Origin of the sequence: Endozoicomonas euniceicola (genome assembly GCF_025562755.1) — a bacterium.
Taxonomy (GTDB): domain Bacteria; phylum Pseudomonadota; class Gammaproteobacteria; order Pseudomonadales; family Endozoicomonadaceae; genus Endozoicomonas_A; species Endozoicomonas_A euniceicola.
The window spans coordinates 3,794,680-3,817,313 of record NZ_CP103300.1; the positions used below are offsets into that span (position 1 = coordinate 3,794,680).

A 22,634-nucleotide genomic window follows, 5' to 3' on the forward strand; every position below is an offset into this window, starting at 1 on the left:
ATGGGCAAAAAAAATAACGCTCCAGTCTTTGTGTTTTCAAAAAAAATGTTGGCAGTGGTGTTTCTGCTGTGGCTGGCTGTCATGGTGGACAATACCCGCGGAGAATGGATTACACCAGCTTCTGCACATCAGGGCGGGATTGCCCATGTTGCTTCAAGGCTCTGGCTTCAGCAGCAACCCGTGCTTAAATCCGCTATGGATGAAAAAGTTGCGGTTTCAAAAAGATCGGCAACGGTGGTTATCCTGGTAGAAGACGACGGTTTTAGTGTACTGACCACTGAGCCGGTAGTTTTCACATGGCAGGATGCGTGCAATGCCACCACACTGTCCGACATGACCCGGCATCTGCGCTGCCACGATCCCAGTGCTTTGCTGACCGGGTTAAGAGCCACACTGCAGTTTAGTCACAGCAGGGAGTCTGTGCAGGTGACCGGGTTTGCCTCGGTTTTGCAGGTGCAGACCACCGGGGGAACAGACCTGGCCATTGCCCCCTTTCAGATTGATAGCCCGGGTCTGCCCGACCAGCAATATGAACAACAGTACAGAGCCATTCTGGAGTACCTGTCCCGGCAAAGGAGAAAGTCTGAAGAGATAGACCGGCGAACAAGATGCTGGACAAACGCCATGTCAAGATTAGCCCCTGAAAAACCGGACGAAGTGTTAAGGCAGGAGCAGAAAATAAAGGAGCTGCGAGCGCCCGTCAGGTTCCATTACTCACTGGCACATCGTTCGGCCCCGCAGGATGAAACGTTCTGGTTTTTTACGGACAAGATGGAGGGAAGAAAAATTGTGCTGACTCCCGACAATAACCTTTCTGCCTGCTCCCCTGTTTCCCTGCCATCGGGGAGCATGGTTGACCTGTCCAATGGTTCCAAAAGAAATCCTCCACCCGTTGATAAACCAGCAGCTATGAAGAGCAAAAAAAGAAAACTCAGCACCAGCACCAGCACCAGCACTAGTAATAGCGAGAGCCCGCAGAGTGTGACAAATCCGCAGACCGAGGGTTATCCCGTGATACCGGATATCCCCATAAAACAGGAAGAAAATGTCATTGAATTTGGTGAAAGAAAAGTCTTGACAAGTGCTGAACTGTTTGTAATCAAGCCGGAAAGCGGTATTACCAGAAAACCGCCAGAACCGCCTTTCAAAACAAATTGCAAGATTCTGGGTGCCCCGGCATTCTGGAAACTTTTTACTAACAAAAAGCGACAGCAACTGGAAAACAGGATATTGGAATATATTAATAAAACCAATGAAGAAAGAGTGGCGCACATCGAAGGTCTGGTTAGAGAGGTGCGGTACGAGGCAAACGAGGGCGACCCTTACCAGGCTCTGGACGGGCAAAAGCATGTAGTAGCCGCCAAGAAACTGTCCAAGGGTACTGTACTGGGACATTACCGGGGCTCTCTCTGGTTGATAGATGAGAATGCCCCGTCTCCTGAGTGTGGTACGTTAGACCAGCAAATATCCTATTCCGTTAACTGTGACTACAAAGAAGAAGGAGAAGAAGCCACGGATGATTGTCAGGAAATGTACTGGCTTTCAGGTTATGACGACGGCAATATTTTTTCCTGCGTTAACGACTGTACCGTCACCAGCAATGCCGACGACAATACCGGTACTTTAGAGCCAAACGTCAGTTTCATTATTGTTTATATGGATGATTTCCCCGTGGTTATGGTCGTGACAACAGAGGATATCCCGGAGGGCAAAGGACTCTGGCTGAGCTATGGAAAACCTTACTGGGACTATAAAAACGAACCGGTTGTGGTGCCCGACGGTGATGACGGTCATAGCGGAGCCAGTGCAAAAAACAAAAAATGTGCGTGTGATGTGTGTGGAAGGGAGCTTGCTAATTCCGGAAACTTAGCAAGACACAAGCGCACCCACACCGGAGAGAAGCCTTATGAGTGCGATGTGTGTCAAAAGAGATTTTCTCTACTCAATCACCTCATAGTACACAAACGCACTCACACCGGGGCGAAGCCTTATGATTGCGATGTGTGTAAAAAGACATTTACTCAAGCCGGACACCTCAAAGTACACAAACACACTCACACCAGGGAGAAGCCTTATAAGTGCGATGTGTGTAAAAAGGCATTTACTCAATCCGGACACCTTAAAGTACACAAACACACTCACACCGGGGAGAAGCCTTATGAGTGCGATAAGTGCCAAAAGAGATTTACTCGATCCGGAGGCCTCGTAAAACACAAACGCAGCCACACCGGGGAGAGGCCTTATGAGTGCGATAAGTGCCAAAAGAGATTTACTCAATCCGGAGACCTCATAAGACACAAACGCACCCACACTGGAGAGAAGCCTTATGAGTGCGATAAGTGCCAAAAAAGATTTTCTCGACTCGAACACCTCGCAAGACACAAGCGCACCAAACATAAGGAACCCCCAACAGAACAACCGCCACAGCAATAGTCTACACTCCCACCAAAATAACCCAATGGCCCAACTTTGATGACTCCGCAATGGGCAAAAAAAATAACGCTTCAGTCTTTGTGCTTTCAAAAAAAATGCTGGCAGTGGTGTTGCTGCTGTGGCTGGCTGTCATGGTGGACAATACCTGCGGAGAATGGGTAACACCAGCTTCTGTACATCAGGGCGGGATTGCCCATGTTGCTTCAAGGCTCTGGCTTCAGCAACAACCCGTGCTTAAATCCGCTATGGATGAAAAAGTCGCGGTTTCAAAAAGATCGGCAACGGTGGTTATCCTGGTAGAAGACGACGGTTTTAGTGTACTGACCACTGAGCCGGCAGTCTTCACATGGCAGGATGCGTGCAATGCCACCACACTTTCCGACATGACCCGGCATCTGCGCTGCCACGACCCCAATGCCCTGCTGACCGGGTTAAGAGCCACACTGCAGTTTAGTCACAGCAGGGAGTCTGTGCAGGTGACCGGGTTTGCCTCGGTTTTGCAGGTGCAGACCACCGGGGGAACAGACCTGGCCATTGCTCCCTTTCAGGGGGATAGCCCGGGTCTGCCCGACCAGCAATATGAACAACAATACAGAGCCATTCTGGAGTACCTGTCCCGGCAAAGCAGAAAGTCTGAAGGGATAGACCGGCAACAAGATGCTGGACAAACGCCATGTCAAGGTTAGCCCCTGAAAAACCGGACGAAGTGTTAAGGCAGGAGCAGAAAATAAAGGAGCAGCGAGCGCCTGTCAGGTTCCATTACTCACTGGCACACCGTTCGGCCCCGCAGGATGAAACGTTCTGGTTTTTTACGGACAAGATGGAGGGAAGAAAAGTTGTGTTGACTCCCGACAATAACCTTTCTGCCTGCACTCCTGTTTCCCTGCCATCGGGGAGCATGGCTGACCTGTCCAATGGTTCCAAAAGAAATCCTCCACCCGTTGATAAACCAGCAGCTACGAAGAGCAAAAAAAGAAAACTCAGCACCAGCACCAGTAATAGCGAGAGCCCGCAGAGTGTCACAAATCCGCAGACCGAGGGTTATCCCGTGATACCGGATATCCCCATAAAACAGGAAGAAAATGTCATTGAATTTGGTGAAAGAAAAGTCTTGACAAGTGCTGAACTGTTTATCATCAAGCCGGAAAGCGTTATTACCAGAAAACCGCCAGAACCGCCTTTCAAAACAAATTGCAAGATTCTGGGTGCCCCGGCATTCTGGAAACTTTTTACTAAGAAAACGCGACAGCAACTGAAAAACAGGATATTGGAATATATTAATAAAACCAATGAAGAAAGAGTGGCGCACATCGAAGGTCTGGTTAGAGAGGTGCGGTACGAGGCAAACGAGGGTGACCCTTACCAGGCTTTGGACGGGCAAAAGCATGTGGTAGCCGCCAAAAAACTGTCCAAGGGTACTGTACTGGGGCATTACCGGGGCTCTCTCTGGTTGATAGATAAGAATGCCCCGTCTCCGGAGTGTGGTACGTTAGACCAGCAAATATCCTATTCCGTTAACTGTGACTACAAAGGAGAAGAAGCCACGGATGATTGTCAGGAAATGTACTGGCTTTTAGGTTATGACGACGGCAATATTTTTTCCTGCGTTAACGACTGTACCGTCACCAGCAATGCCGACGACAATACCGGTACTTTAGAGCCAAACGTCAGTTTCATTATTGTTTATATGGATGATTTCCCCGTGGTTATGGTCGTGACAACAGAGGATATCCCGAAGGGCAAAGGACTCTGGCTGAGCTATGGAGAACCTTACTGGGACTATAAAAACGAACCGGTTGTGGTGCCCGACGGTGATGACGATCATAGCGGAGCCGGGGCAAAAAACAAAAAATGTGCGTGTGATGTGTGTGGAAGGGTATTGGCTAGTTCTGGAAACCTGACAAGGCACAAGCGCATCCACACCGGAGAGAAGCCTAATAAGTGCGATGTGTGCCAAAAGAGATTTGCTCATTCCGGAAACTTAGCAAGACACAAGCGCACCCACACCGGAGAGAAGCCTTATGAGTGCGATGTGTGTCAAAAGAGATTTTCTCGACTCGAACACCTCGCAAGACACAAGCGCACCAAACATAAGGAATCCCCAACAGAACAACCACCACAGCAATAGTCTACACTCCCGCCAAAACCACCCAATAGCCCAATTCTAATGACTCCGTAATGGGTAAAAAAAATAACGCTTCAGTCTTTGTGTTTTCAAAAAAAATGTTGGCAGTGGTGTTTCTGCTGTGGCTGGCTGTCATGGTGGACAATACCCGTGGAGAATGGGTAACACCAGCTTCTGTACATCAGGGGGGGATTGCCCATGTTGCTTCAAGGCTCTGGCTTCAGCAGCAACCAGTGCTTAAATCCGCTATGGATGAAAAAGTTGCGGTTTCAAAAAGATCGGCAGCGGTGGTTATCCTGGTAGAAGACGACGGTTTTAGTGTACTGGCCACTGAGCCGGCAGTCTTCACATGGCAGGATGCGTGTAATGCCACCATGCTTTCCGACATGACCCGGCATCTGCGTTGCCACGACCCCAATGCCCTGCTGACCGGGTTAAGAGCCACACTGCAGTTTAGTCACAGCGGGGAGTCTGTGCAGGTGACCGGGTTTGCGTCGGTTTTGCAGGTGCAGACTACCGGGGGAACAGACCTGGCCATTGCTCCTTTTCAGAGTGATAGCCCGGGTCTGCCCGACCAGCAATATGAACAACAATACAGAGCCATTCTGGAGTACCTGTCCCGGCAAAGGAGAAAGTCTGAAGAGATAGACCGGCGAACAAGATGCTGGACAGTAACTTTTCTACAAACCACTAAACATAAGCTCAAAGTCGTCTACTTTTAGAGTATGCAAAATGCTCATGTTTCAGGATCAGGCACAACACCTGCATTACTGCCTGCCCCCTTTGCTACCTCGCAGGTCATCCTCACCAAGCAGGAACACATCCAGCTAAAACAGCAGGCCAACCTCTGGCATGCCATGTGGAAGGCGGCCTGTGGCCGAGAGAAAAAAGTATTGGCTAAAAATGCCTCTCTTATCGCTCAGCATAAAGCCGAAATGGCTGGGTTGAACACCCAGGTCGCTGATCTGAAATCAGAACTGGCACACATGAAGCACTTGCTTTTCGGTCGTAAATCAGAGAAGACCAGTTCTTCTTCAAAGAAAAGTGGCAATACTACCCGGCCACCTTCAAATCGAAAACGAGGTCACCAGCCCGGAGTCCCCGGCTCTGGTCGCCATCTTCACAACAACCTGCCAGTGGTTCATGAGTCTGTAGACTTACCAGTGGACAAACAGTGTTGTACAGTCTGTCACCGGCCATTCAAGTCTTTTTTCAATGACGACAGCTGCGACGTAATTGAAGTTGAAGTTAAGGCTCACGTTCGTCGTTATCACCGAAGGCATTACCAAAAAACTTGCCAGTGCCCTGAAACGCCCAATATTACTACTCCACCACCTCCACCAAGACTCATCAACAAAGGAAAGCTTGGTATTTCTGTCTGGGTGGAGCTGTTGCTGAATAAGTACGCATACGGCATCCCCATAAACAGGCAACTTGAGTCTTATAAGACTCAGGGACTGGAACTGTCGCAGGCGACCATCTCCTTTGGCCTGGAAGCTATAACGCCCTTTTTTGAGCCGGTTGCCGAAGCTACTCGGGAATTCGTCGCCAGTAGCGATCAGTGGCATGCTGATGAAACCCGGTGGATCAGCTGGGCACATGAGACCACAGGTTCTCACAAACATTGGCTTTGGGTATTTCTCTGTGATCAGGCGGTTTATTTCAGCATTGCTGACACCCGTGCGGCTGTCGTACCAGAGTCGATCATTGGTGACGGGGCTGGAACGCTGGTGTGTGACCGATACTCAGCGTACAAAAAGCTTGCGAATGATGCGGTGTCTATTAATTTAGCTTTCTGCTGGGCTCACGTCAGGCGGGATTTTATTGACGCTCAACGAGGTGATCCGGAGTTGGAGAAATGGAGCGCCACCTGGGTGAACAGGATTGGTCGTTTATATCATCTTAATAGTCAGCGACTTGAAGTGCTTGATGAACCAGAGCAGCTAGCAACACAGCAGTTACGGCTTGAACATCAGGTAGAGCAGATGGCAATCCAGAGGGTTCAGGAACTTAATCGTCCTAAACTGCGAGTCAGAGCGAAAAAAGTGCTCGAAAGTCTACAGAATCACTGGGAAGGATTGACCCGCTTTGTCACTGATCCCGGTATCCCCATGGATAACAACGCTGCAGAGCAAGCACTGCGCACAGGTGTCGTTGGCAGGAAGAATTACTACGGCTCTGGCAGCGTATGGAGTGCTGATATAGCCGCTTTTCTATTCAGCGTTTTTATGACGCTAAAGCTTTGGGATATTAATCCAAAAATCTGGCTGGGTGCCTATCTTGAGGCTTGTGCCATAAATGGCAGGAAGCCACCTAATGATCTCACTCCTTATCTGCCCTGGTTAATGAGTGAGGAGCGGCTTTGTGAAATGCGCAATCATGATCCGCCAAAGGTATAACAATTGGAGGCAACAATAGGGAAAAGCGGTGTCTTAATTGCTAATTTTGAAGCGGTTTGTAGAAAAGTTACGCTGGACAAACGCCATGTCAAGGTTAGCCCCTGAAAAACCGGACGAAGTGTTAAGGCAGGAGCAGAAAATAAAGGAGCAGCGAGCGCCCGTCAGGTTCCATTACTCACTGGCACACCGTTCGGCTCCGCAGGATGAAACGTTCTGGTTTTTTACGGACAAGATGGAGGGAAGAAAAGTTGTGCTGACTCCCGACAATAACCTTTCTGCCTGCACTCCTGTTTCCCTGCCATCGGGGAGCATGGCTGACCTGTCCAATGATTCCAAAAGAAATCTTCCACCCGTTGATAAACCAAGCAAAAAAAGAAAACTCAGCACTAGCACCAGCACCAGTAATAGCGAGAGCCCGCAGAGTGTCATAAATCCGCAGACCGGGGGTTATCCCGTGATACCGGATATCCCCATAAAACAGGAAGAAAATGTCATTGAATTTGGTGAAAGAAAAGTCTTGACAAGTGCTGAACTGTTTATCATCAAGCCGGAAAGCGGTATTACCAGAAAACCGCCAGAACCGCCTTTCAAAACAAATTGCAAGATTCAGGGTGCCCCGGCATTCTGGAAACTTTTTACTAAGAAAAAGCGACAGCAACTGGAAAACAGGATATTGGAATATATTAATAAAACCAATGAAGAAAGAGTGGCGCACATCGAATGTCTGGTTAGAGAGGTGCGGTACGAGGCAAACGAGGGCGACCCTTACCAGGCTCTGGACGGGCAAAAGCATGTAGTAGCCGCCAAGAAACTGTCCAAGGGTACTGTACTGGGACATTACCGGGGCTCTCTCTGGTTGATAGATGAGAATGCCCCGTCTCCTGAGTGTGGTACGTTAGACCAGCAAATATCCTATTCCGTTAACTGTGACTACAAAGAAGAAGGAGAAGAAGCCACGGATGATTGTCAGGAAATGTACTGGCTTTCAGGTTATGACGACGGCAATATTTTTTCCTGCGTTAACGACTGTACCGTCACCAGCAATGCCGACGACAATACCGGTACTTTAGAGCCAAACGTCAGTTTCATTATTGTTTATATGGATGATTTCCCCGTGGTTATGGTCGTGACAACAGAGGATATCCCGGAGGGCAAAGGGCTCTGGCTGAGCTATGGAGAACCTTACTGGGACTATAAAAACGAACCGGTTGTGGTGCCCGACGGTGATGACGGTCATAGCGGAGCCAGGGCAAAAAACAAAAAATGTGCGTGTGATGTGTGTGGAAGGGTATTGGCTAGTTCTGGAAACCTGACAAGGCACAAGCGCATCCACACCGGAGAGAAGCCTTATGAGTGCGATGTGTGTCAAAAGGGATTTGCTGTTTCCGCAATCTTGGTAGCACACAAGCGCACCCACACCGGCGAGAAGCCTTATGAGTGCGATGTGTGTCAAAAGGGATTTGCTGTTTCCGCAACCTTGGTAGCACACAAGCGCACCCACACCGGCGAGAAGCCTTATGAGTGCAATGTGTGTCAAAAGAGATTTGCTCTTTCCGGTAACCTCTCAAAACACAAGCGCACCCAACACAAGAACCTTCCAACAGAACAACCGCCACAGCAATAGTCTACACTCCCGCCAAAATCACCCTATAGCCCAATTCTACGGACTCCACAATGGGCAAAAAAAATAACGCTCCAGTCTTTGTGTTTTCAAAAAAAATGTTGGCAGTGGTGTTTCTGCTGTGGCTGGCTGCCATGGTGGACAGCGCCCGTGGAGAATGGGTAACACCAGATTCTGCACATCAGGTCGGGACTGCTCATGTTGCTTCAAGGCTCTGGCTTCAGCAACAACCCGTGCTTAAATCCGCTATGGATGAAAAAGTTGCGGTTTCAAAAAGATCGGCAGCGGTGGTTATCCTGGTAGAAGACGACGGTTTTAGTGTACTGGCCACTGAGCCGGCAGTCTTCACATGGCAGGATGCGTGTAATGCCACCATGCTTTCCGACATGACCCGGCATCTGCGTTGCCACGACCCCAATGCCCTGCTGACCGGGTTAAGAGCCACACTGCAGTTTAGTCACAGTGGGGAGTCTGTGCAGGTGACCGGGTTTGCGTCGGTTTTGCAGGTGCAGACCACCGGGGGAACAGACCTGGCCATTGCTCCTTTTCAGAGTGATAGCCCGGGTCTGCCCGACCAGCAATATGAACAACAATACAGAGCCATTCTGGAGTACCTGTCCCGGCAAAGGAGAAAGTCTGAAGAGATAGACCGGCGAACAAGATGCTGGACAAACGTCATGTCAAGGTTAGCCCCTGAAAAACCGGACGAAGTGTTAAGGCAGGAGCAGAAAATAAAGGAGCAGCGAGCGCCTTTCAGGTTCCATTACTCACTGGCACACCGTTCGGCCCCGCAGGATGAAACGTTCTGGTTTTTTACGGACAAGATGGAGGGAAGAGAAATTGTGCTGACTCCCGACAATAACCTTTCTGCCTGCACTCCTGTTTCCCCGCCATCGGGGAGCATGGCTGACCTGTCCAATGGTTCCAAAAGAAATCCTCCACCCGTTGATAAACCAGCAGCTACGAAGAGCAAAAAAAGAAAACTCAGCACCAGCACCAGTAATAGCGAGAGCCCGCAGAGTGTCACAAATCCGCAGACCGAGGGTTATCCCGTGATACCGGATATCTCCATAAAACAGGAAGAAAATGTCATTGAATTTGGTGAAAGAAAAGTCTTGACAAGTGCTGAACTGTTTATCATCAAGCCGGAAAGCGGTATTACCAGAAAACCGCCAGAACCGCCTTTCAAAACAAATTGCAAGATTCAGGGTGCCCCGGCATTCTGGAAACTTTTTACTAAGAAAAAGCGACAGCAACTGGAAAACAGGATATTGGAATATATTAATAAAACCAATGAAGAAAGAGTGGCGCACATCGAAGGTCTGGTCAGAGAGGTGCGGTACGAGGCAAACGAGGGCGACCCTTACCAGGCTCTGGACGGGCAAAAGCATGTAGTAGCCGCCAAGAAACTGTCCAAGGGTACTGTACTGGGACATTACCGGGGCTCTCTCTGGTTGATAGATGAGAATGCCCCGTCTCCGGAGTGTGGTACGTTAGACCAGCAAATATCCTATTCCGTTAACTGTGACTACAAAGGAGAAGAAGCCACGGATGATTGTCAGGAAATGTACTGGCTTTCAGGTTATGACGACGGCAATATTTTTTCCTGCGTTAACGACTGTACTGTCACCAGCAATGCCGACGACAATACCGGTACTTTAGAGCCAAACGTCAGTTTCATTATTGTTTATATGGATGATTTCCCCGTGGTTATGGTCGTGACAACAGAGGATATCCCGGAGGGCAAAGGGCTCTGGCTGAGCTATGGAGAACCTTACTGGGACTATAAAAACGAACCGGTTGTGGTGCCCGACGGTGATGACGGTCATAGCGGAGCCAGGGCAAAAAACAAAAAATGTGCGTGTGATGTGTGTGGAAGGGTATTGGCTAGTTCTGGAAACCTGACAAGGCACAAGCGCATCCACACCGGAGAGAAGCCTTATGAGTGCGATGTGTGTCAAAAGGGATTTGCTGTTTCCGCAACCTTGGTAGCACACAAGCGCACCCACACCGGCGAGAAGCCTTATGAGTGCAATGTGTGTCAAAAGAGATTTGCTCTTTCCAGTAACCTCTCAAAACACAAGCGCACCCAACACAAGAACCTTCCAACAGAGCAACCGCCACAGCAATAGTCTACACTCCCGCCAAAATCACCCAATAGCCCAATTCTACGGACACCACAATGGGCAAAAAAATAACGCTCCAGTCTTTGTGTTTTCAAAAAAAATGTTGGCAGCGGTGTTTCTGCTGTGGCTGGCTGTCATGGTGGACAGTGCCCGTGGAGAATGGGTAACACCAGCTTCTGTACATCAGGGCGGGATTGCCCATGTTGCTTCAAGGCTCTGGCTTCAGCAACAACCCGTGCTTAAATCCGCTATGGATGAAAAAGTCGCGGTTTCAAAAAGATCGGCAACGGTGGTTATCCTGGTAGAAGACGACGGTTTTAGTGTACTGACCACTGAGCCGGCAGTCTTCACATGGCAGGATGCGTGTAATGCCACCACGCTTTCCGACATGAACCGGCATCTGCGCTGCCACGACCCCAATGCCCTGCTGACCGGGTTAAGAACCACACTGCAGTTTAGTCACAGTGGGGAGTCTGTGCAGGTGACCGGGTTTGCGTCGGTTTTGCAGGTGCAGACCACCGGGGGAACAGACCTGGCCATTGCTCCTTTTCAGAGTGATAGCCCGGGTCTGCCCGACCAGCAATATGAACAACAATACAGAGCCATTCTGGAGTACCTGTCCCGGCAAAGGAGAAAGTCTGAAGAGATAGACCGGCGAACAAGATGCTGGACAAACGTCATGTCAAGGTTAGCCCCTGAAAAACCGGACGAAGTGTTAAGGCAGGAGCAGAAAATAAAGGAGCAGCGAGCGCCTTTCAGGTTCCATTACTCACTGGCACACCGTTCGGCCCTGCAGGATGAAACGTTCTGGTTTTTTACGGACAAGATGGAGGGAAGAGAAATTGTGCTGACTCCCGACAATAACCTTTCTGCCTGCACTCCTGTTTCCCCGCCATCGGGGAGCATGGCTGACCTGTCCAATGGTTCCAAAAGAAATCCTCCACCCGTTGATAAACCAGCAGCTACGAAGAGCAAAAAAAGAAAACTCAGCACCAGCACCAGCACCAGTAATAGCGAGAGCCCGCAGAGTGTCACAAATCCGCAGACCGAGGGTTATCCCGTGATACCAGATATCCTCATAAAACAGGAAGAAAATGTCATTGAATTTGGTGAAAGAAAAGTCTTGACAAGTGCTGAACTGTTTATCATCAAGCCGGAAAGCGGTATTACCAGAAAACCGCCAGAACCGCCTTTCAAAACAAATTGCAAGATTCAGGGTGCCCCGGCATTCTGGAAACTTTTTACTAAGAAAAAGCGACAGCAACTGGAAAACAGGATATTGGAATATATTAATAAAACCAATGAAGAAAGAGTGGCGCACATCGAAGGTCTGGTCAGAGAGGTGCGGTACGAGGCAAACGAGGGCGACCCTTACCAGGCTCTGGACGGGCAAAAGCATGTAGTAGCCGCCAAGAAACTGTCCAAGGGTACTGTGCTGGGACATTACCGGGGCTCTCTCTGGTTGATAGATGAGAATGCCCCGTCTCCGGAGTGTGGTACATTAGACCAGCAAATATCCTATTCCGTTAACTGTGACTACAAAGAAGAAGGAGAGAAAGCCGCGGATGATTGTCAGGAGATGTACTGGCTTTCAAGTTATGACGACGGCAATATTTTTTCCTGCGTTAACGACTGTACCGTCACCAGTAATGCTGACCACGATACCGCTACTGTAGAGCCAAACGTCAGTTTCATTATTGTTTATATGGATGATTTCCCCGTGGTTATGGTCGTGACAACAGAGGATATCCCGGAGGGCAAAGGACTCTGGCTGAGCTATGGAGAACCTTACTGGGACTATAAAAACGAACCGGTTGTGGTGCCCGAAGATGAAAATGATCGTAGCGGAGCCAGGGCAAAAAACAAAAAACACGTGTGTGATGTGTGTGGAAGGGAGCTTGCTAATTCCGGAAGTCTCACAAGACACAAGCTCACCCACACAGGAGAGAAGCCTCATGAGTGCGATGTGTGTCAAAAGGGATTTATGCACTCCAGTGACCTCACAAGACACAAGCGCACCCACACCGGAGAGAAGCCTTATGAGTGCGATGTGTGTAAAAAGACATTTACTCAATCCGGACACCTCAAAGTACACAAACACACTCACACCAGGGAGAAGCCTTATAAGTGCGATGTGTGTGAAAAGAGATTTTCTGCTTCTGGAAACTTAGCAGCACACAGGCGTAGCCACACCGGAGAGAAGCCTCATGAGTGCGATAAGTGCCAAAAGAGATTTGCTCGATCCGGAGACCTCATAAGACACAAACGCAGCCACACAGGGGAGAGGCCTCATGAGTGCGATAAGTGCCAAAAGAGATTTATTCAATCCGGAGACCTCATAAGACACAAACGCACCCACACCGGAGAGAAGCCTTATGAGTGCGATAAGTGCCAAAAGAGATTTTTTCAACTCGCAAACCTCGTAAGACACAAGCGCACCCAACACAAGAACCTTTCAACAGAGCAACCGCCACAGCAATAGTCTACACTCCCGCCAAAATCACCCAATAGCCCAATTCTACGGACACCACAATGGGCAAAAAAAATAACGCTCCAATCTTTGTGTTTTCAAAAAAAATGTTGGCAGTGGTGTTTCTGCTGTGGCTGGCTGTCATGGTGGACAATACCCGCGGAGAATGGGTAACACCAGCTTCTGCACATCAGGGTGGGATTGCCCATGTTGCTTCAAGGCTCTGGCTTCAGCAACAACCCGTGCTTAAATCCGCTATGGATGAAAAAGTCGCGGTTTCAAAAAGATCGGCAGCGGTGGTTATCCTGGTAGAAGACGACGGTTTTAGCGTACTGGCCACTGAGCCGGCAGTCTTCACATGGCAGGATGCGTGCAATGCCACCACACTTTCCGACATGAACCGGCATCTGCGCTGCCACGACCCCAGTGCTTTGCTGACCGGGTTAAGAGCCACACTGCAGTTTAGTCACAGTGGGGAGTCTGTGCAGGTGACCGGGTTTGCGTCGGTTTTGCAGGTGCAGACCACCGGGGGAACAGACCTGGCCATTGCTCCTTTTCAGAGTGATAGCCCGGGTCTGCCCGACCAGCAATATGAACAACAATACAGAGCCATTCTGGAGTACCTGTCCCGGCAAAGGAGAAAGTCTGAAGTGATAGACCGGCGAACAAGATGCTGGACAAACGCCATGTCAAGGTTAGCCCCTGAAAAACCGGACGAAGTGTTAAGGCAGGAGCAGAAAATAAAGGAGCTGCGAGCGCCCGTCAGGTTCCATTACTCACTGGCACACCGTTCGGCCCCGCAGGATGAAACGTTCTGGTTTTTTACGGACAAGATGGAGGGAAGAAAAGTTGTGTTGACTCCCGACAATAACCTTTCTGCCTGCACTCCTGTTTCCCCGCCATCGGGGAGCATGGCTGACCTGTCCAATGGTTCCAAAAGAAATCCTCCACCCGTTGATAAACCAGCAGCTACGAAGAGCAAAAAAAGAAAACTCAGTACCAGTAATAGCGAGAGCCCGCAGAGTGTCACAAATCCGCAGACCGAGGGTTATCCCGTGATACCGGATATCCCCATAAAACAGGAAGAAAATGTCATTGAATTTGGTGAAAGAAAAGTCTTGACAAGTGCTGAACTGTTTATAATCAAGCCGGAAAGCGGTATTACCAGAAAACCGCCAGAACCGCCTTTCAAAACAAATTACAAGATTCAGGGTGCCCCGGCATTCTGGAAACTTTTTACTAAGAAAAAGCGACAGCAACTGGAAAACAGGATATTGGAATATATTAATAAAACCAATGAAGAAAGAGAGGCGCACATCGAAGGTCTGGTCAGAGAGGTGCGGTACGAGGCAAACGAGGGCGACCCTTACCAGGCTCTGGACGGGCAAAAGCATGTGGTAGCCGCCAAAAAACTGTCCAAGGGTACTGTACTGGGACATTACCGGGGCTCTCTCTGGTTGATAGATGAGAATGCCCCGTCTCCGGAGTGTGGTACGTTAGACCAGCAAATATCCTATTCCGTTAACTGTGACTACAAAGGAGAAGAAGCCACGGATGATTGTCAGGAAATGTACTGGCTTTCAGGTTATGACGACGGCAATATTTTTTCCTGCGTTAACGACTGTACCGTCACCAGCAATGCCGACGACAATACCGGTACTTTAGAGCCAAACGTCAGTTTCATTATTGTTTATATGGATGATTTCCCCGTGGTTATGGTCGTGACAACAGAGGATATCCCGGAGGGCAAAGGACTCTGGCTGAGCTATGGAGAACCTTACTGGGACTATAAAAACGAACCGGTTGTGGTGCCCGACGGTGATGACGATCATAGCGGAGCCGGGGCAAAAAACAAAAAATATAAGTGTGATGTGTGTAAAAAGAGATTTGCCTGCTCCAGTAACTTCGTAAGACACAGGCGCACCCACACCGGAGATAAGCCTTATAAGTGCGATGTGTGTCAAAAGAGATTTGCCTGCTCCAGTAACTTCGTAAGACACAGGCGCACCCACACCGGAGATAAGCCTTATAAGTGTGATGTGTGTCCAAAGAGATTTGCAGCTTCCGGAGACTTGACAAACCACAGGCGCCACCACACAGGAGAGAGGCCTTATGAGTGCGATGTGTGTCAAAAGAGATTTGCTTGCTCCAGTAACTTCGTAAGACACAAGCGCACCCACAACGGAGATAAGCCTTATGAGTGCGATAAGTGCCAAAAGAGATTTTTTCGACTCGCACACCTCGTAAGACACAAGCGCACCCAACACAAGAACCTTCCAACAGAACAACCGCCACAGCAATAGTCTACACTCCCGCCAAAATCACCCTATAGCCCAATTCTACGGACTCCACAATGGGCAAAAAAAATAACGCTCCAGTCTTTGTGTTTTCAAAAAAAATGTTGGCAGTGGTGTTTCTGCTGTGGCTGGCTGCCATGGTGGACAGCGCCCGTGGAGAATGGGTAACACCAGATTCTGCACATCAGGTCGGGACTGCTCATGTTGCTTCAAGGCTCTGGCTTCAGCAACAACCCGTGCTTAAATCCGCTATGGATGAAAAAGTTGCGGTTTCAAAAAGATCGGCAGCGGTGGTTATCCTGGTAGAAGACGACGGTTTTAGTGTACTGGCCACTGAGCCGGCAGTCTTCACATGGCAGGATGCGTGTAATGCCACCATGCTTTCCGACATGACCCGGCATCTGCGTTGCCACGACCCCAATGCCCTGCTGACCGGGTTAAGAGCCACACTGCAGTTTAGTCACAGTGGGGAGTCTGTGCAGGTGACCGGGTTTGCGTCGGTTTTGCAGGTGCAGACCACCGGGGGAACAGACCTGGCCATTGCTCCTTTTCAGAGTGATAGCCCGGGTCTGCCCGACCAGCAATATGAACAACAATACAGAGCCATTCTGGAGTACCTGTCCCGGCAAAGGAGAAAGTCTGAAGAGATAGACCGGCGAACAAGATGCTGGACAAACGTCATGTCAAGGTTAGCCCCTGAAAAACCGGACGAAGTGTTAAGGCAGGAGCAGAAAATAAAGGAGCAGCGAGCGCCTTTCAGGTTCCATTACTCACTGGCACACCGTTCGGCCCCGCAGGATGAAACGTTCTGGTTTTTTACGGACAAGATGGAGGGAAGAGAAATTGTGCTGACTCCCGACAATAACCTTTCTGCCTGCACTCCTGTTTCCCCGCCATCGGGGAGCATGGCTGACCTGTCCAATGGTTCCAAAAGAAATCCTCCACCCGTTGATAAACCAGCAGCTACGAAGAGCAAAAAAAGAAAACTCAGCACCAGTAATAGTGAGAGCCCGCAGAGTGTCACAAATCCGCAGACCGAGGGTTATCCCGTGATACCGGATATCCCCATAAAACAGGAAGAAAATGTCATTGAATTTGGTGAAAGAAAAGTCTTGACAAGTGCTGAACTGTTTATCATCAAGCCGGAAAGCGGTATTACCACAAAACCGCCAGAACCGCCTTTCAAAACAAATTGCAAGATTCAGGGTGCCCCGGCATTCTGGAAACTTTTTACTAAGAAAAAGCGACAGCAACTGGAAAACAGGATATTGGAATATATTAATAAAACCAATGAAGAAAGAGAGGCGCACATCGAAGGTCTGGTTAGAGAGGTGCGGTACGAGGCAAACGAGGGCGACCCTTACCAGGCTCTGGACGGGCAAAGGCATGTAGTAGCCGCCAAAAAACTGTCCAAGGGTGCTGTACTGGGACATTACCGGGGCTCTCTCTGGTTGATAGATGAGAATGCCCCGTCTCCTGAGTGTGGTACGTTAGACCAGCAAATATCCTATTCCGTTAACTGTGACTACAAAGAAGAAGGAGAGAAAGCCGCGGATGATTGTCAGGAAATGTACTGGCTTTCAGGTTATGACGACGGCAATATTTTTTCCTGCGTTAACGACTGTACCGTCACCAGTAATGCTGACCACGATACCGCTACTGTAGAGCAAAACGTCAGTTTCATTATTGTTTATATGGATGATTTCCCCGTGGTTATGGTCGTGACAACAGAGGATATCCCGGAGGGCAAAGGGCTCTGGCTGAGCTATGGAGAACCTTACTGGGACTATAAAAACGAACCGATTGTGGTGCCCGACGGTGATGACGATCATAGCGGAGCCGGGGCAAAAAACAAAAAATATAAGTGTGATGTGTGTGGAAGGGAGCTTGCTAATTCCGGAAACTTAGCAAGACACAAGCGCACCCACACCGGAGAGAAGCCTTATGAGTGCGATGTGTGTCAAAAGAGATTTTCTCAACTCAATCAACTCATAGTACACAAGATGCGCACCCACACCGGAGAGAAGCCTTATGGGTGTGATATGTGTAAAAAGGGATTTGCTGAATCCGGAGACTTAGCAAAACACAAGCGCACCCATACCGGAGATAAGCCTTATGAGTGCGATGAGTGTAAAAAGACATTTACTCAATCCGGACACCTCAAAGTACACAAACACACTCACACCAGGGAGAAGCCTTATAAGTGCGATGTGTGTCAAAAGACATTTACTCAATCCGGACACCTCAAAGTACACAAACACACTCACACCAGGGAGAAGCCTTATAAGTGCGATGTGTGTCAAAAGGGATTTATTCACTCCAGTCACCTCACAAGACACAAGCGCACCCACACCGGGGAGAAGCCTTATAAGTGCGATGTGTGTCAAAAGGGATTCGCTGCTTCCGGAGATTTAGCAAGACACAAGCGCACCCACACCGGAGAGAAGCCTTATGAGTGCGATAAGTGCCAAAAGAGATTTACTGACTCGGGAAACTTAGCAGCACACAAACGAACCCACACCGGAGAGAGGCCTTATGAGTGCGATGTGTGTGAAAATAGATTTGCTTGCTCCAATAACCTCGCAAAACACAAGCGCACTCAACACAAGGAATCCCCAACAGAACAACCACCACAGCAATAGTCTACACTCCCGCCAAAATCACCCAATAGCCCAATTCTACGGACACCACAATGGGCAAAAAAAATAACGCTCCAGTCTTTGTGTTTTCAAAAAAAATGTTGGCAGTGGTGTTTCTGCTGTGGCTGGCAGTCATGTTGGGTAGCGTCCGTGGAGAATGGGTAACACCAGCTTCTGTACATCAGGGCGGGATTGCCCATGTTGCTTCAAGGCTCTGGCTTCAGCAACAACCCGTGCTTAAATCCGCTATGGATGAAAAAGTTGCGGTTTCAAAAAGATCGGCAGCGGTGGTTATCCTGGTAGAAGACGACGGTTTTAGTGTACTGGCCACTGAGCCGGCAGTCTTCACATGGCAGGATGCGTGCAATGCCACCACACTTTCCAACATGACCCGGCATCTGCGCTGCCACGACCCCAGTGCTTTGCTGACCGGGTTAAGAGCCACACTGCAGTTTAGTCACAGTGGGGAGTCTGTGCAGGTGACCGGGTTTGCGTCGGTTTTGCAGGTGCAGACCACCGGGGGAACAGACCTGGCCATTGCTCCCTTTCAGAGTGATAGCCCGGGTCTGCCCGACCAGCAATATGAACAACAATACAGAGCCCTTCTGGAGTACCTGTCCCGGCAAAGGAGAAAGTCTGAAGAGATAGACCGGCGAACAAGATGCTGGACAAACGCCATGTCAAGGTTAGCCCCTGAAAAACCCAGGGCGATCTCATTTGGCACTAACTTTCAAATAACCCCCTGAAGCAGCAGCGTTCTATATTCATCATCCGCTGCTGCCATGATGCGCTTATTTTTAACACCAAGCTTCAACGTGGATTCCTGCTTTAACAAGTTCAGAGCTACTTGCCTAAATATCGCCATATTTTCTGGACCAAAACCTTTTCTAATGCGGCATTCGTCTTCTCTAAAGCCAATATCGAGTACCCAGTGCAGGTTATTTTCCACCGACCAGTGAGAACGAACCGAATTCATGAAGTTTTTTGCATCTGTTGTCAGGCTGGAAATAAAGTATCGACGCTCAGTGCTCACTTTATTGCCTTCGTGACGCTCACTTTCAACAACTCCGATCATGGCAAGATCCTTCCAGTCCTCACGCTGGTCAAGCCAGTGAATATCGGTGCTCGTCCAACAGCGACGTATTTCTATCCGACCATGACCTTTTTCTACTGTTTCATGAGAGCTTGCGCCTTCAGGTAGCTTTTCCTTCGTTGTCAGGGCATCAAGATAAAGCTTAATGTCATCGTGTAAAAGCTGCTGGTTTCCGGTAGTGGGGTAAACCTGTTATATTGCATGGATGTCAATGCCAAATTCGATTTTGTTGATCAACAGGCCAATAACAATATCGTGCATTTGCTCTAACTTTGAAAAACATATTGTCTTTCTGGTCAGACGCTTAATCCAAGTTCTAAAATTCAGATTTTTACGTTCAATTTTCTGAGTATTCTCTTTTCCGATGATGTGACTGCTTTCGTCGATATTACGCTCATAGGCTCCCCAATCATCAGTATAAAATTTCTTGATACCAAATGGCTCAAGAAGCTCTTTTAGTTTTTTGAAAACCTCATCCTTTCGTTTCCCAAAAACGTAAGCCAAAACAGTATTGGTCGCATGATCAACTGCATGCCAAAGCCAACGCTGGTTACTTTTTTCAAACACATAAGACCACTGTTCATCTATCTCGGCCTCTTGGCAGGCGAGGCCTACGTGAATTACAGCACCCGTTCCAAGATCCATTTTCTGAATATTGGGATTAACTTGAACTAAGCCTTTCTCTTTTTTTTAATGTGTTTATTACTGTTTTTTTATTGATTCCTAAAACCCTGCTTGTATCCCTGATGCCGCCACCATTAATTGCCATATCGACGACTTTTTCTTTAACGCCTGGCTCATAAGCTTTGTACCGGTACTCAAGCATAAAGGACTTGGTTTCACATTCAGCATTACAGCAAAAGTAGCGAGGAACATTATGAGCACTGTAGCCAAAGCTTTTAACGTCATTACCGCCACATTTAGGGCAGTGAACTGGTGTGGAGCACATTTTCATATCGCTCTATGATAAATACGGCATACGCCGTATTTTAGCAAACAACTACAAAATATCAGGTTTGCCCCACTACCCTGCCAGGTTAGTTCCTTAAAGTCATGTGCCGGGCAAGCCTTACCGCATTTAGGGCAGGGAAACAGGCTGCCACGATCAGCGCTGACTCTGAGTCTGAGCTGGTTGGGCTTCTGGGATGTATCGAGGTGTTGATTAACTATTTTCCAGGGTGCCTGCAAACCAAGACCAAGCATGAAAATCTGGTTACCATCCATGAACAATTGCGAAACCTGTGTACTTTATTTGGCAGGTAATTATCAGTCAGATAACCGTACTAAATCCATAGCAAACAGCGAGGAACCAAAATATAAGTGTGATGTGTGTAAAAAGAGATTTGCCTGCTCCAGTAACTTCGTAAGACACAGGCGCACCCACACCGGAGATAAGCCTTATAAGTGCGATGTGTGTCAAAAGGGATTTATTCACTCCAGTAACTTCGTAAGACACAGGCGCACCCACACCGGAGATAAGCCTTATAAGTGCGATGTGTGTCCAAAGAGATTTGCAGCTTCCGGAGACTTGACAAACCACAGGCGCCACCACACAGGAGAGAGGCCTTATGAGTGCGATGTGTGTCAAAAGAGATTTGCTTACTCCAGTAGCCTCACAAGACACAAGCGCACCCACACCGGGGAGAAGCCTTAGGGGAGCGGCAATCAATAATTTACCGGTTCCGGAACAATTGTCACATCCCATTTCTTTAACTCAGGGTGGCGAATGATGTGAGGCTGTATTTCAGCTAATTCCTGTTTACTCAGTCTCACACCTTTTTGATACGGTTGATCAAGTAGCTTCACTATCGGGTTCATGCATTTCCATACCATTGTTTTTGTCCACTCCAAAACAGACGTTACTGTGTTCAGAAGGCTTCCATTCCAATGGTTTTCGAGATAAGACCAGCCTCGTTCAATCGGATTGTATTTGCTGTGGTAGGGAGGGTAGTAAACCAGCCGTATCTTCAGCCCCGCTTTTTTGGCAAACTCAACCATTCTGAAAAGAAACTGGGTTCGGTGGCTGTTACTTTCAGGTCCGTTGTCTGCGTAGATAACCAGCTCATCGACATACCTGTTAGCTTCCTTCACCTGCTCCCACCATTGCTCAATAGCATCGCAGATAAAATCACTGGTTTTGTAAGAGTTGCCGTAAAAGACATACAGCTGATCATCTTCCAGATTGAGTACCCCGAAGGGGATCATTTTTTCTTTGGTTGCCATATCATGATCCAGCGCTTTGACCGCTTCTGCCCCTCTGGCCTTACCACCTCTGGAAAAATTTCCAAGGTTAACCGTTGCTTTGCAATCAATGCTGATCTGAAGACTCTGCTTTCTCTGGCTTGCGGTGCTTTTTACTTGTTTGACGTTTTCAAAGATGGCATCGGTTTCCGGGATTTTTTTTCCGGCGTGGTCTTCTGTACCTTGTGAAGTTTATAGCCCATACGGTTCAACATGTTGCAGAAAGTACGCTCTTTGGGAAGTTGCTCTTCCTGCCACCCTTTTTCATCAATCAGTTTTTTCCGAACAGCACTGGCTGTTATGCGAGCATAGGAGAACGTATTTCTGAGCTGCGGGTCAGCCTGACTTTCAGGGTCAACCAGACTTCGGATGTCTTGTTCCAGTTGACGGTTTGCTACTTCTGCTTTTGGCTTGCCCTGTGATGCGTAATTTCCATAACAAACAAGTCCTGTTCGTTTTTCATGCATCCCGAGTTCAACGGTATGACGGCCAAAATTGAACTCGGTTTCAGTAAGGCGTGGACTACCAAAACAGAGCTGTTCAGCGACTTCAGCTATGAAGGCTCTGTGTTCAGAGCCTTTGAGCTTTTTAGCAGCAAGTATAATGAGGTGTTTGCATTCAGGGGTGACATTAACGCTGGACATGACGTTCACAATCAATCACAGAGGGAGTAAGCAGGAAAGATACTCCGGTAAAGTTTGTTATGCCACTCCCCTTATAAGTGCGATGTGTGTCAAAAGGGATTTATTCACTCCAGTCACCTCACAAGACACAAGCGCACCCACACCGGGGAGAAGCCTTATAAGTGCGATGTGTGTCAAAAGGGATTTATTCACTCCAGTCACCTCACAAGACACAAGCGCACCCACACCGGGGAGAAGCCTTATGAGTGCGATAAGTGCCAAAAGAGATTTACTCACTCCGGAGATCTCGTAAGACACAAACGCAGCCACACCGGGGAGAGGTCTCATGAGTGCGATAAGTGCCAAAAGAGATTTTTTCAACTCGCACACCTCGTAAGACACAAACGCACCCACACCGGAGAGAAGCCTTATGAGTGCGATAAGTGCCAAAAAAGATTTTCTCAACTCGCACACCTCGTAAGTCACAAGCGCACCCAACACAAGAACCTTCCAACAGAGCAACCGCCACAGCAATAGTCTACACTCCCGCCAAAACCACCCAATAGC

General features: G+C 48.6%; 15 protein-coding genes and 2 pseudogenes. 13 read left to right on the forward strand and 4 right to left on the reverse strand.

Annotation, left to right across the window (positions count from 1 at the left end; genetic code table 11):
• The 11 genes from NX720_RS15590 (at position 1) to NX720_RS15640 (ending at position 18,856) form a co-directional block, all read left to right on the forward strand.
• Positions 1–2,433, forward strand: coding sequence for a C2H2-type zinc finger protein (locus NX720_RS15590; RefSeq protein ID WP_262595726.1), 2,433 nt, complete (start codon positions 1–3; stop codon positions 2,431–2,433).
• Positions 2,434–2,483: 50 nt separating this feature from the next.
• A complete protein-coding gene (locus NX720_RS15595; protein ID WP_262595727.1) occupies positions 2,484–3,119 on the forward strand; it encodes a hypothetical protein in 636 nt (211 codons plus the stop codon).
• Complete coding sequence (locus NX720_RS15600) at positions 3,107–4,561, forward strand: C2H2-type zinc finger protein (protein WP_262595728.1); 1,455 nt, start codon at positions 3,107–3,109, stop codon at positions 4,559–4,561. The genes NX720_RS15595 and NX720_RS15600 overlap by 13 nt, the downstream gene beginning before the upstream one ends.
• 50 nt (positions 4,562–4,611) lie before the next feature.
• On the forward strand, positions 4,612–5,280 hold the full coding sequence (locus NX720_RS15605; protein WP_262595729.1) for a hypothetical protein: 669 nt from the start codon (positions 4,612–4,614) through the stop codon (positions 5,278–5,280).
• A 3-nt stretch (positions 5,281–5,283) separates the two neighbouring features.
• A complete protein-coding gene (gene tnpC, locus NX720_RS15610; RefSeq protein WP_262595730.1) occupies positions 5,284–6,957 on the forward strand; it encodes an IS66 family transposase in 1,674 nt (557 codons plus the stop codon).
• Between the two features lie 85 nt (positions 6,958–7,042).
• On the forward strand, positions 7,043–8,581 hold the full coding sequence (locus tag NX720_RS15615) for a C2H2-type zinc finger protein (protein WP_262595731.1): 1,539 nt from the start codon (positions 7,043–7,045) through the stop codon (positions 8,579–8,581).
• 50 nt (positions 8,582–8,631) lie between these two features.
• Entirely contained in the window at positions 8,632–10,710 is a 2,079-nt protein-coding gene (locus NX720_RS15620) for a C2H2-type zinc finger protein (RefSeq protein ID WP_262595732.1), read from the forward strand.
• 79 nt (positions 10,711–10,789) lie between these two features.
• Positions 10,790–13,186 carry a C2H2-type zinc finger protein gene (locus NX720_RS15625; RefSeq protein WP_262595733.1) on the forward strand — a complete coding sequence of 799 codons (2,397 nt, stop codon included), beginning with the start codon at positions 10,790–10,792 and terminating at the stop codon, positions 13,184–13,186.
• 50 nt (positions 13,187–13,236) lie between these two features.
• Positions 13,237–15,477 carry a C2H2-type zinc finger protein gene (locus tag NX720_RS15630; RefSeq protein WP_262595735.1) on the forward strand — a complete coding sequence of 747 codons (2,241 nt, stop codon included), beginning with the start codon at positions 13,237–13,239 and terminating at the stop codon, positions 15,475–15,477.
• A 50-nt stretch (positions 15,478–15,527) separates the two neighbouring features.
• Positions 15,528–18,113: a C2H2-type zinc finger protein gene (locus NX720_RS15635; RefSeq protein WP_262595737.1), complete on the forward strand. Its 2,586-nt coding sequence runs from the start codon at positions 15,528–15,530 to the stop codon at positions 18,111–18,113.
• A 50-nt stretch (positions 18,114–18,163) separates the two neighbouring features.
• On the forward strand, positions 18,164–18,856 hold the full coding sequence (locus NX720_RS15640; protein WP_262595738.1) for a hypothetical protein: 693 nt from the start codon (positions 18,164–18,166) through the stop codon (positions 18,854–18,856).
• On the opposite strand, the pseudogene NX720_RS15645 reads toward NX720_RS15640, so the two are convergent.
• From NX720_RS15645 to NX720_RS15655, 3 genes and pseudogenes are all read right to left on the reverse strand, one after another.
• Positions 18,841–19,365, reverse strand: a pseudogene (locus NX720_RS15645) (ISAs1 family transposase); the annotation flags it as partial. The gene NX720_RS15640 and the pseudogene NX720_RS15645 sit on opposite strands and share 16 nt — an antisense overlap.
• A 30-nt stretch (positions 19,366–19,395) precedes the next feature.
• On the reverse strand, positions 19,396–19,848 hold the full coding sequence (locus tag NX720_RS15650) for an IS1 family transposase (RefSeq protein WP_262595740.1): 453 nt from the start codon (positions 19,846–19,848) through the stop codon (positions 19,396–19,398).
• 16 nt (positions 19,849–19,864) lie between these two features.
• Entirely contained in the window at positions 19,865–20,158 is a 294-nt protein-coding gene (locus tag NX720_RS15655) for an IS1-like element transposase (protein ID WP_262567266.1), read from the reverse strand.
• Positions 20,159–20,425: 267 nt separating this feature from the next.
• Here NX720_RS15655 and NX720_RS15660 point away from each other — a divergent pair, with 267 nt between their 5' ends.
• Complete coding sequence (locus tag NX720_RS15660) at positions 20,426–20,857, forward strand: C2H2-type zinc finger protein (protein WP_262595742.1); 432 nt, start codon at positions 20,426–20,428, stop codon at positions 20,855–20,857.
• A gap of 11 nt (positions 20,858–20,868) precedes the next feature.
• On the opposite strand, the pseudogene NX720_RS27190 reads toward NX720_RS15660, so the two are convergent.
• Positions 20,869–22,088: pseudogene (locus NX720_RS27190) on the reverse strand (ISAzo13 family transposase).
• 54 nt (positions 22,089–22,142) lie between these two features.
• On the opposite strand from NX720_RS27190, the gene NX720_RS15675 reads away from it, so the two are divergent.
• Complete coding sequence (locus NX720_RS15675) at positions 22,143–22,604, forward strand: C2H2-type zinc finger protein (protein WP_262595746.1); 462 nt, start codon at positions 22,143–22,145, stop codon at positions 22,602–22,604.
• Positions 22,605–22,634: the final 30 nt, after the last annotated feature.

Coding starts and splice junctions, on each gene's coding strand:
- tnpC (WP_262595730.1), top strand. CDS start 5,284: ATGCAAAATGCTCATGTTTCAGGATCAGGCACAACACCTGCATTACTG.
- NX720_RS15595 (WP_262595727.1), top strand. CDS start 2,484: ATGGGCAAAAAAAATAACGCTTCAGTCTTTGTGCTTTCAAAAAAAATG.
- NX720_RS15590 (WP_262595726.1), top strand. CDS start 1: ATGGGCAAAAAAAATAACGCTCCAGTCTTTGTGTTTTCAAAAAAAATG.
- NX720_RS15615 (WP_262595731.1), top strand. CDS start 7,043: ATGTCAAGGTTAGCCCCTGAAAAACCGGACGAAGTGTTAAGGCAGGAG.
- NX720_RS15650 (WP_262595740.1), bottom strand. CDS start 19,848: ATGGATCTTGGAACGGGTGCTGTAATTCACGTAGGCCTCGCCTGCCAA.
- NX720_RS15635 (WP_262595737.1), top strand. CDS start 15,528: ATGGGCAAAAAAAATAACGCTCCAGTCTTTGTGTTTTCAAAAAAAATG.
- NX720_RS15660 (WP_262595742.1), top strand. CDS start 20,426: ATGAACAATTGCGAAACCTGTGTACTTTATTTGGCAGGTAATTATCAG.
- NX720_RS15630 (WP_262595735.1), top strand. CDS start 13,237: ATGGGCAAAAAAAATAACGCTCCAATCTTTGTGTTTTCAAAAAAAATG.
- NX720_RS15640 (WP_262595738.1), top strand. CDS start 18,164: ATGGGCAAAAAAAATAACGCTCCAGTCTTTGTGTTTTCAAAAAAAATG.
- NX720_RS15600 (WP_262595728.1), top strand. CDS start 3,107: ATGTCAAGGTTAGCCCCTGAAAAACCGGACGAAGTGTTAAGGCAGGAG.
- NX720_RS15605 (WP_262595729.1), top strand. CDS start 4,612: ATGGGTAAAAAAAATAACGCTTCAGTCTTTGTGTTTTCAAAAAAAATG.
- NX720_RS15620 (WP_262595732.1), top strand. CDS start 8,632: ATGGGCAAAAAAAATAACGCTCCAGTCTTTGTGTTTTCAAAAAAAATG.
- NX720_RS15655 (WP_262567266.1), bottom strand. CDS start 20,158: ATGAAAATGTGCTCCACACCAGTTCACTGCCCTAAATGTGGCGGTAAT.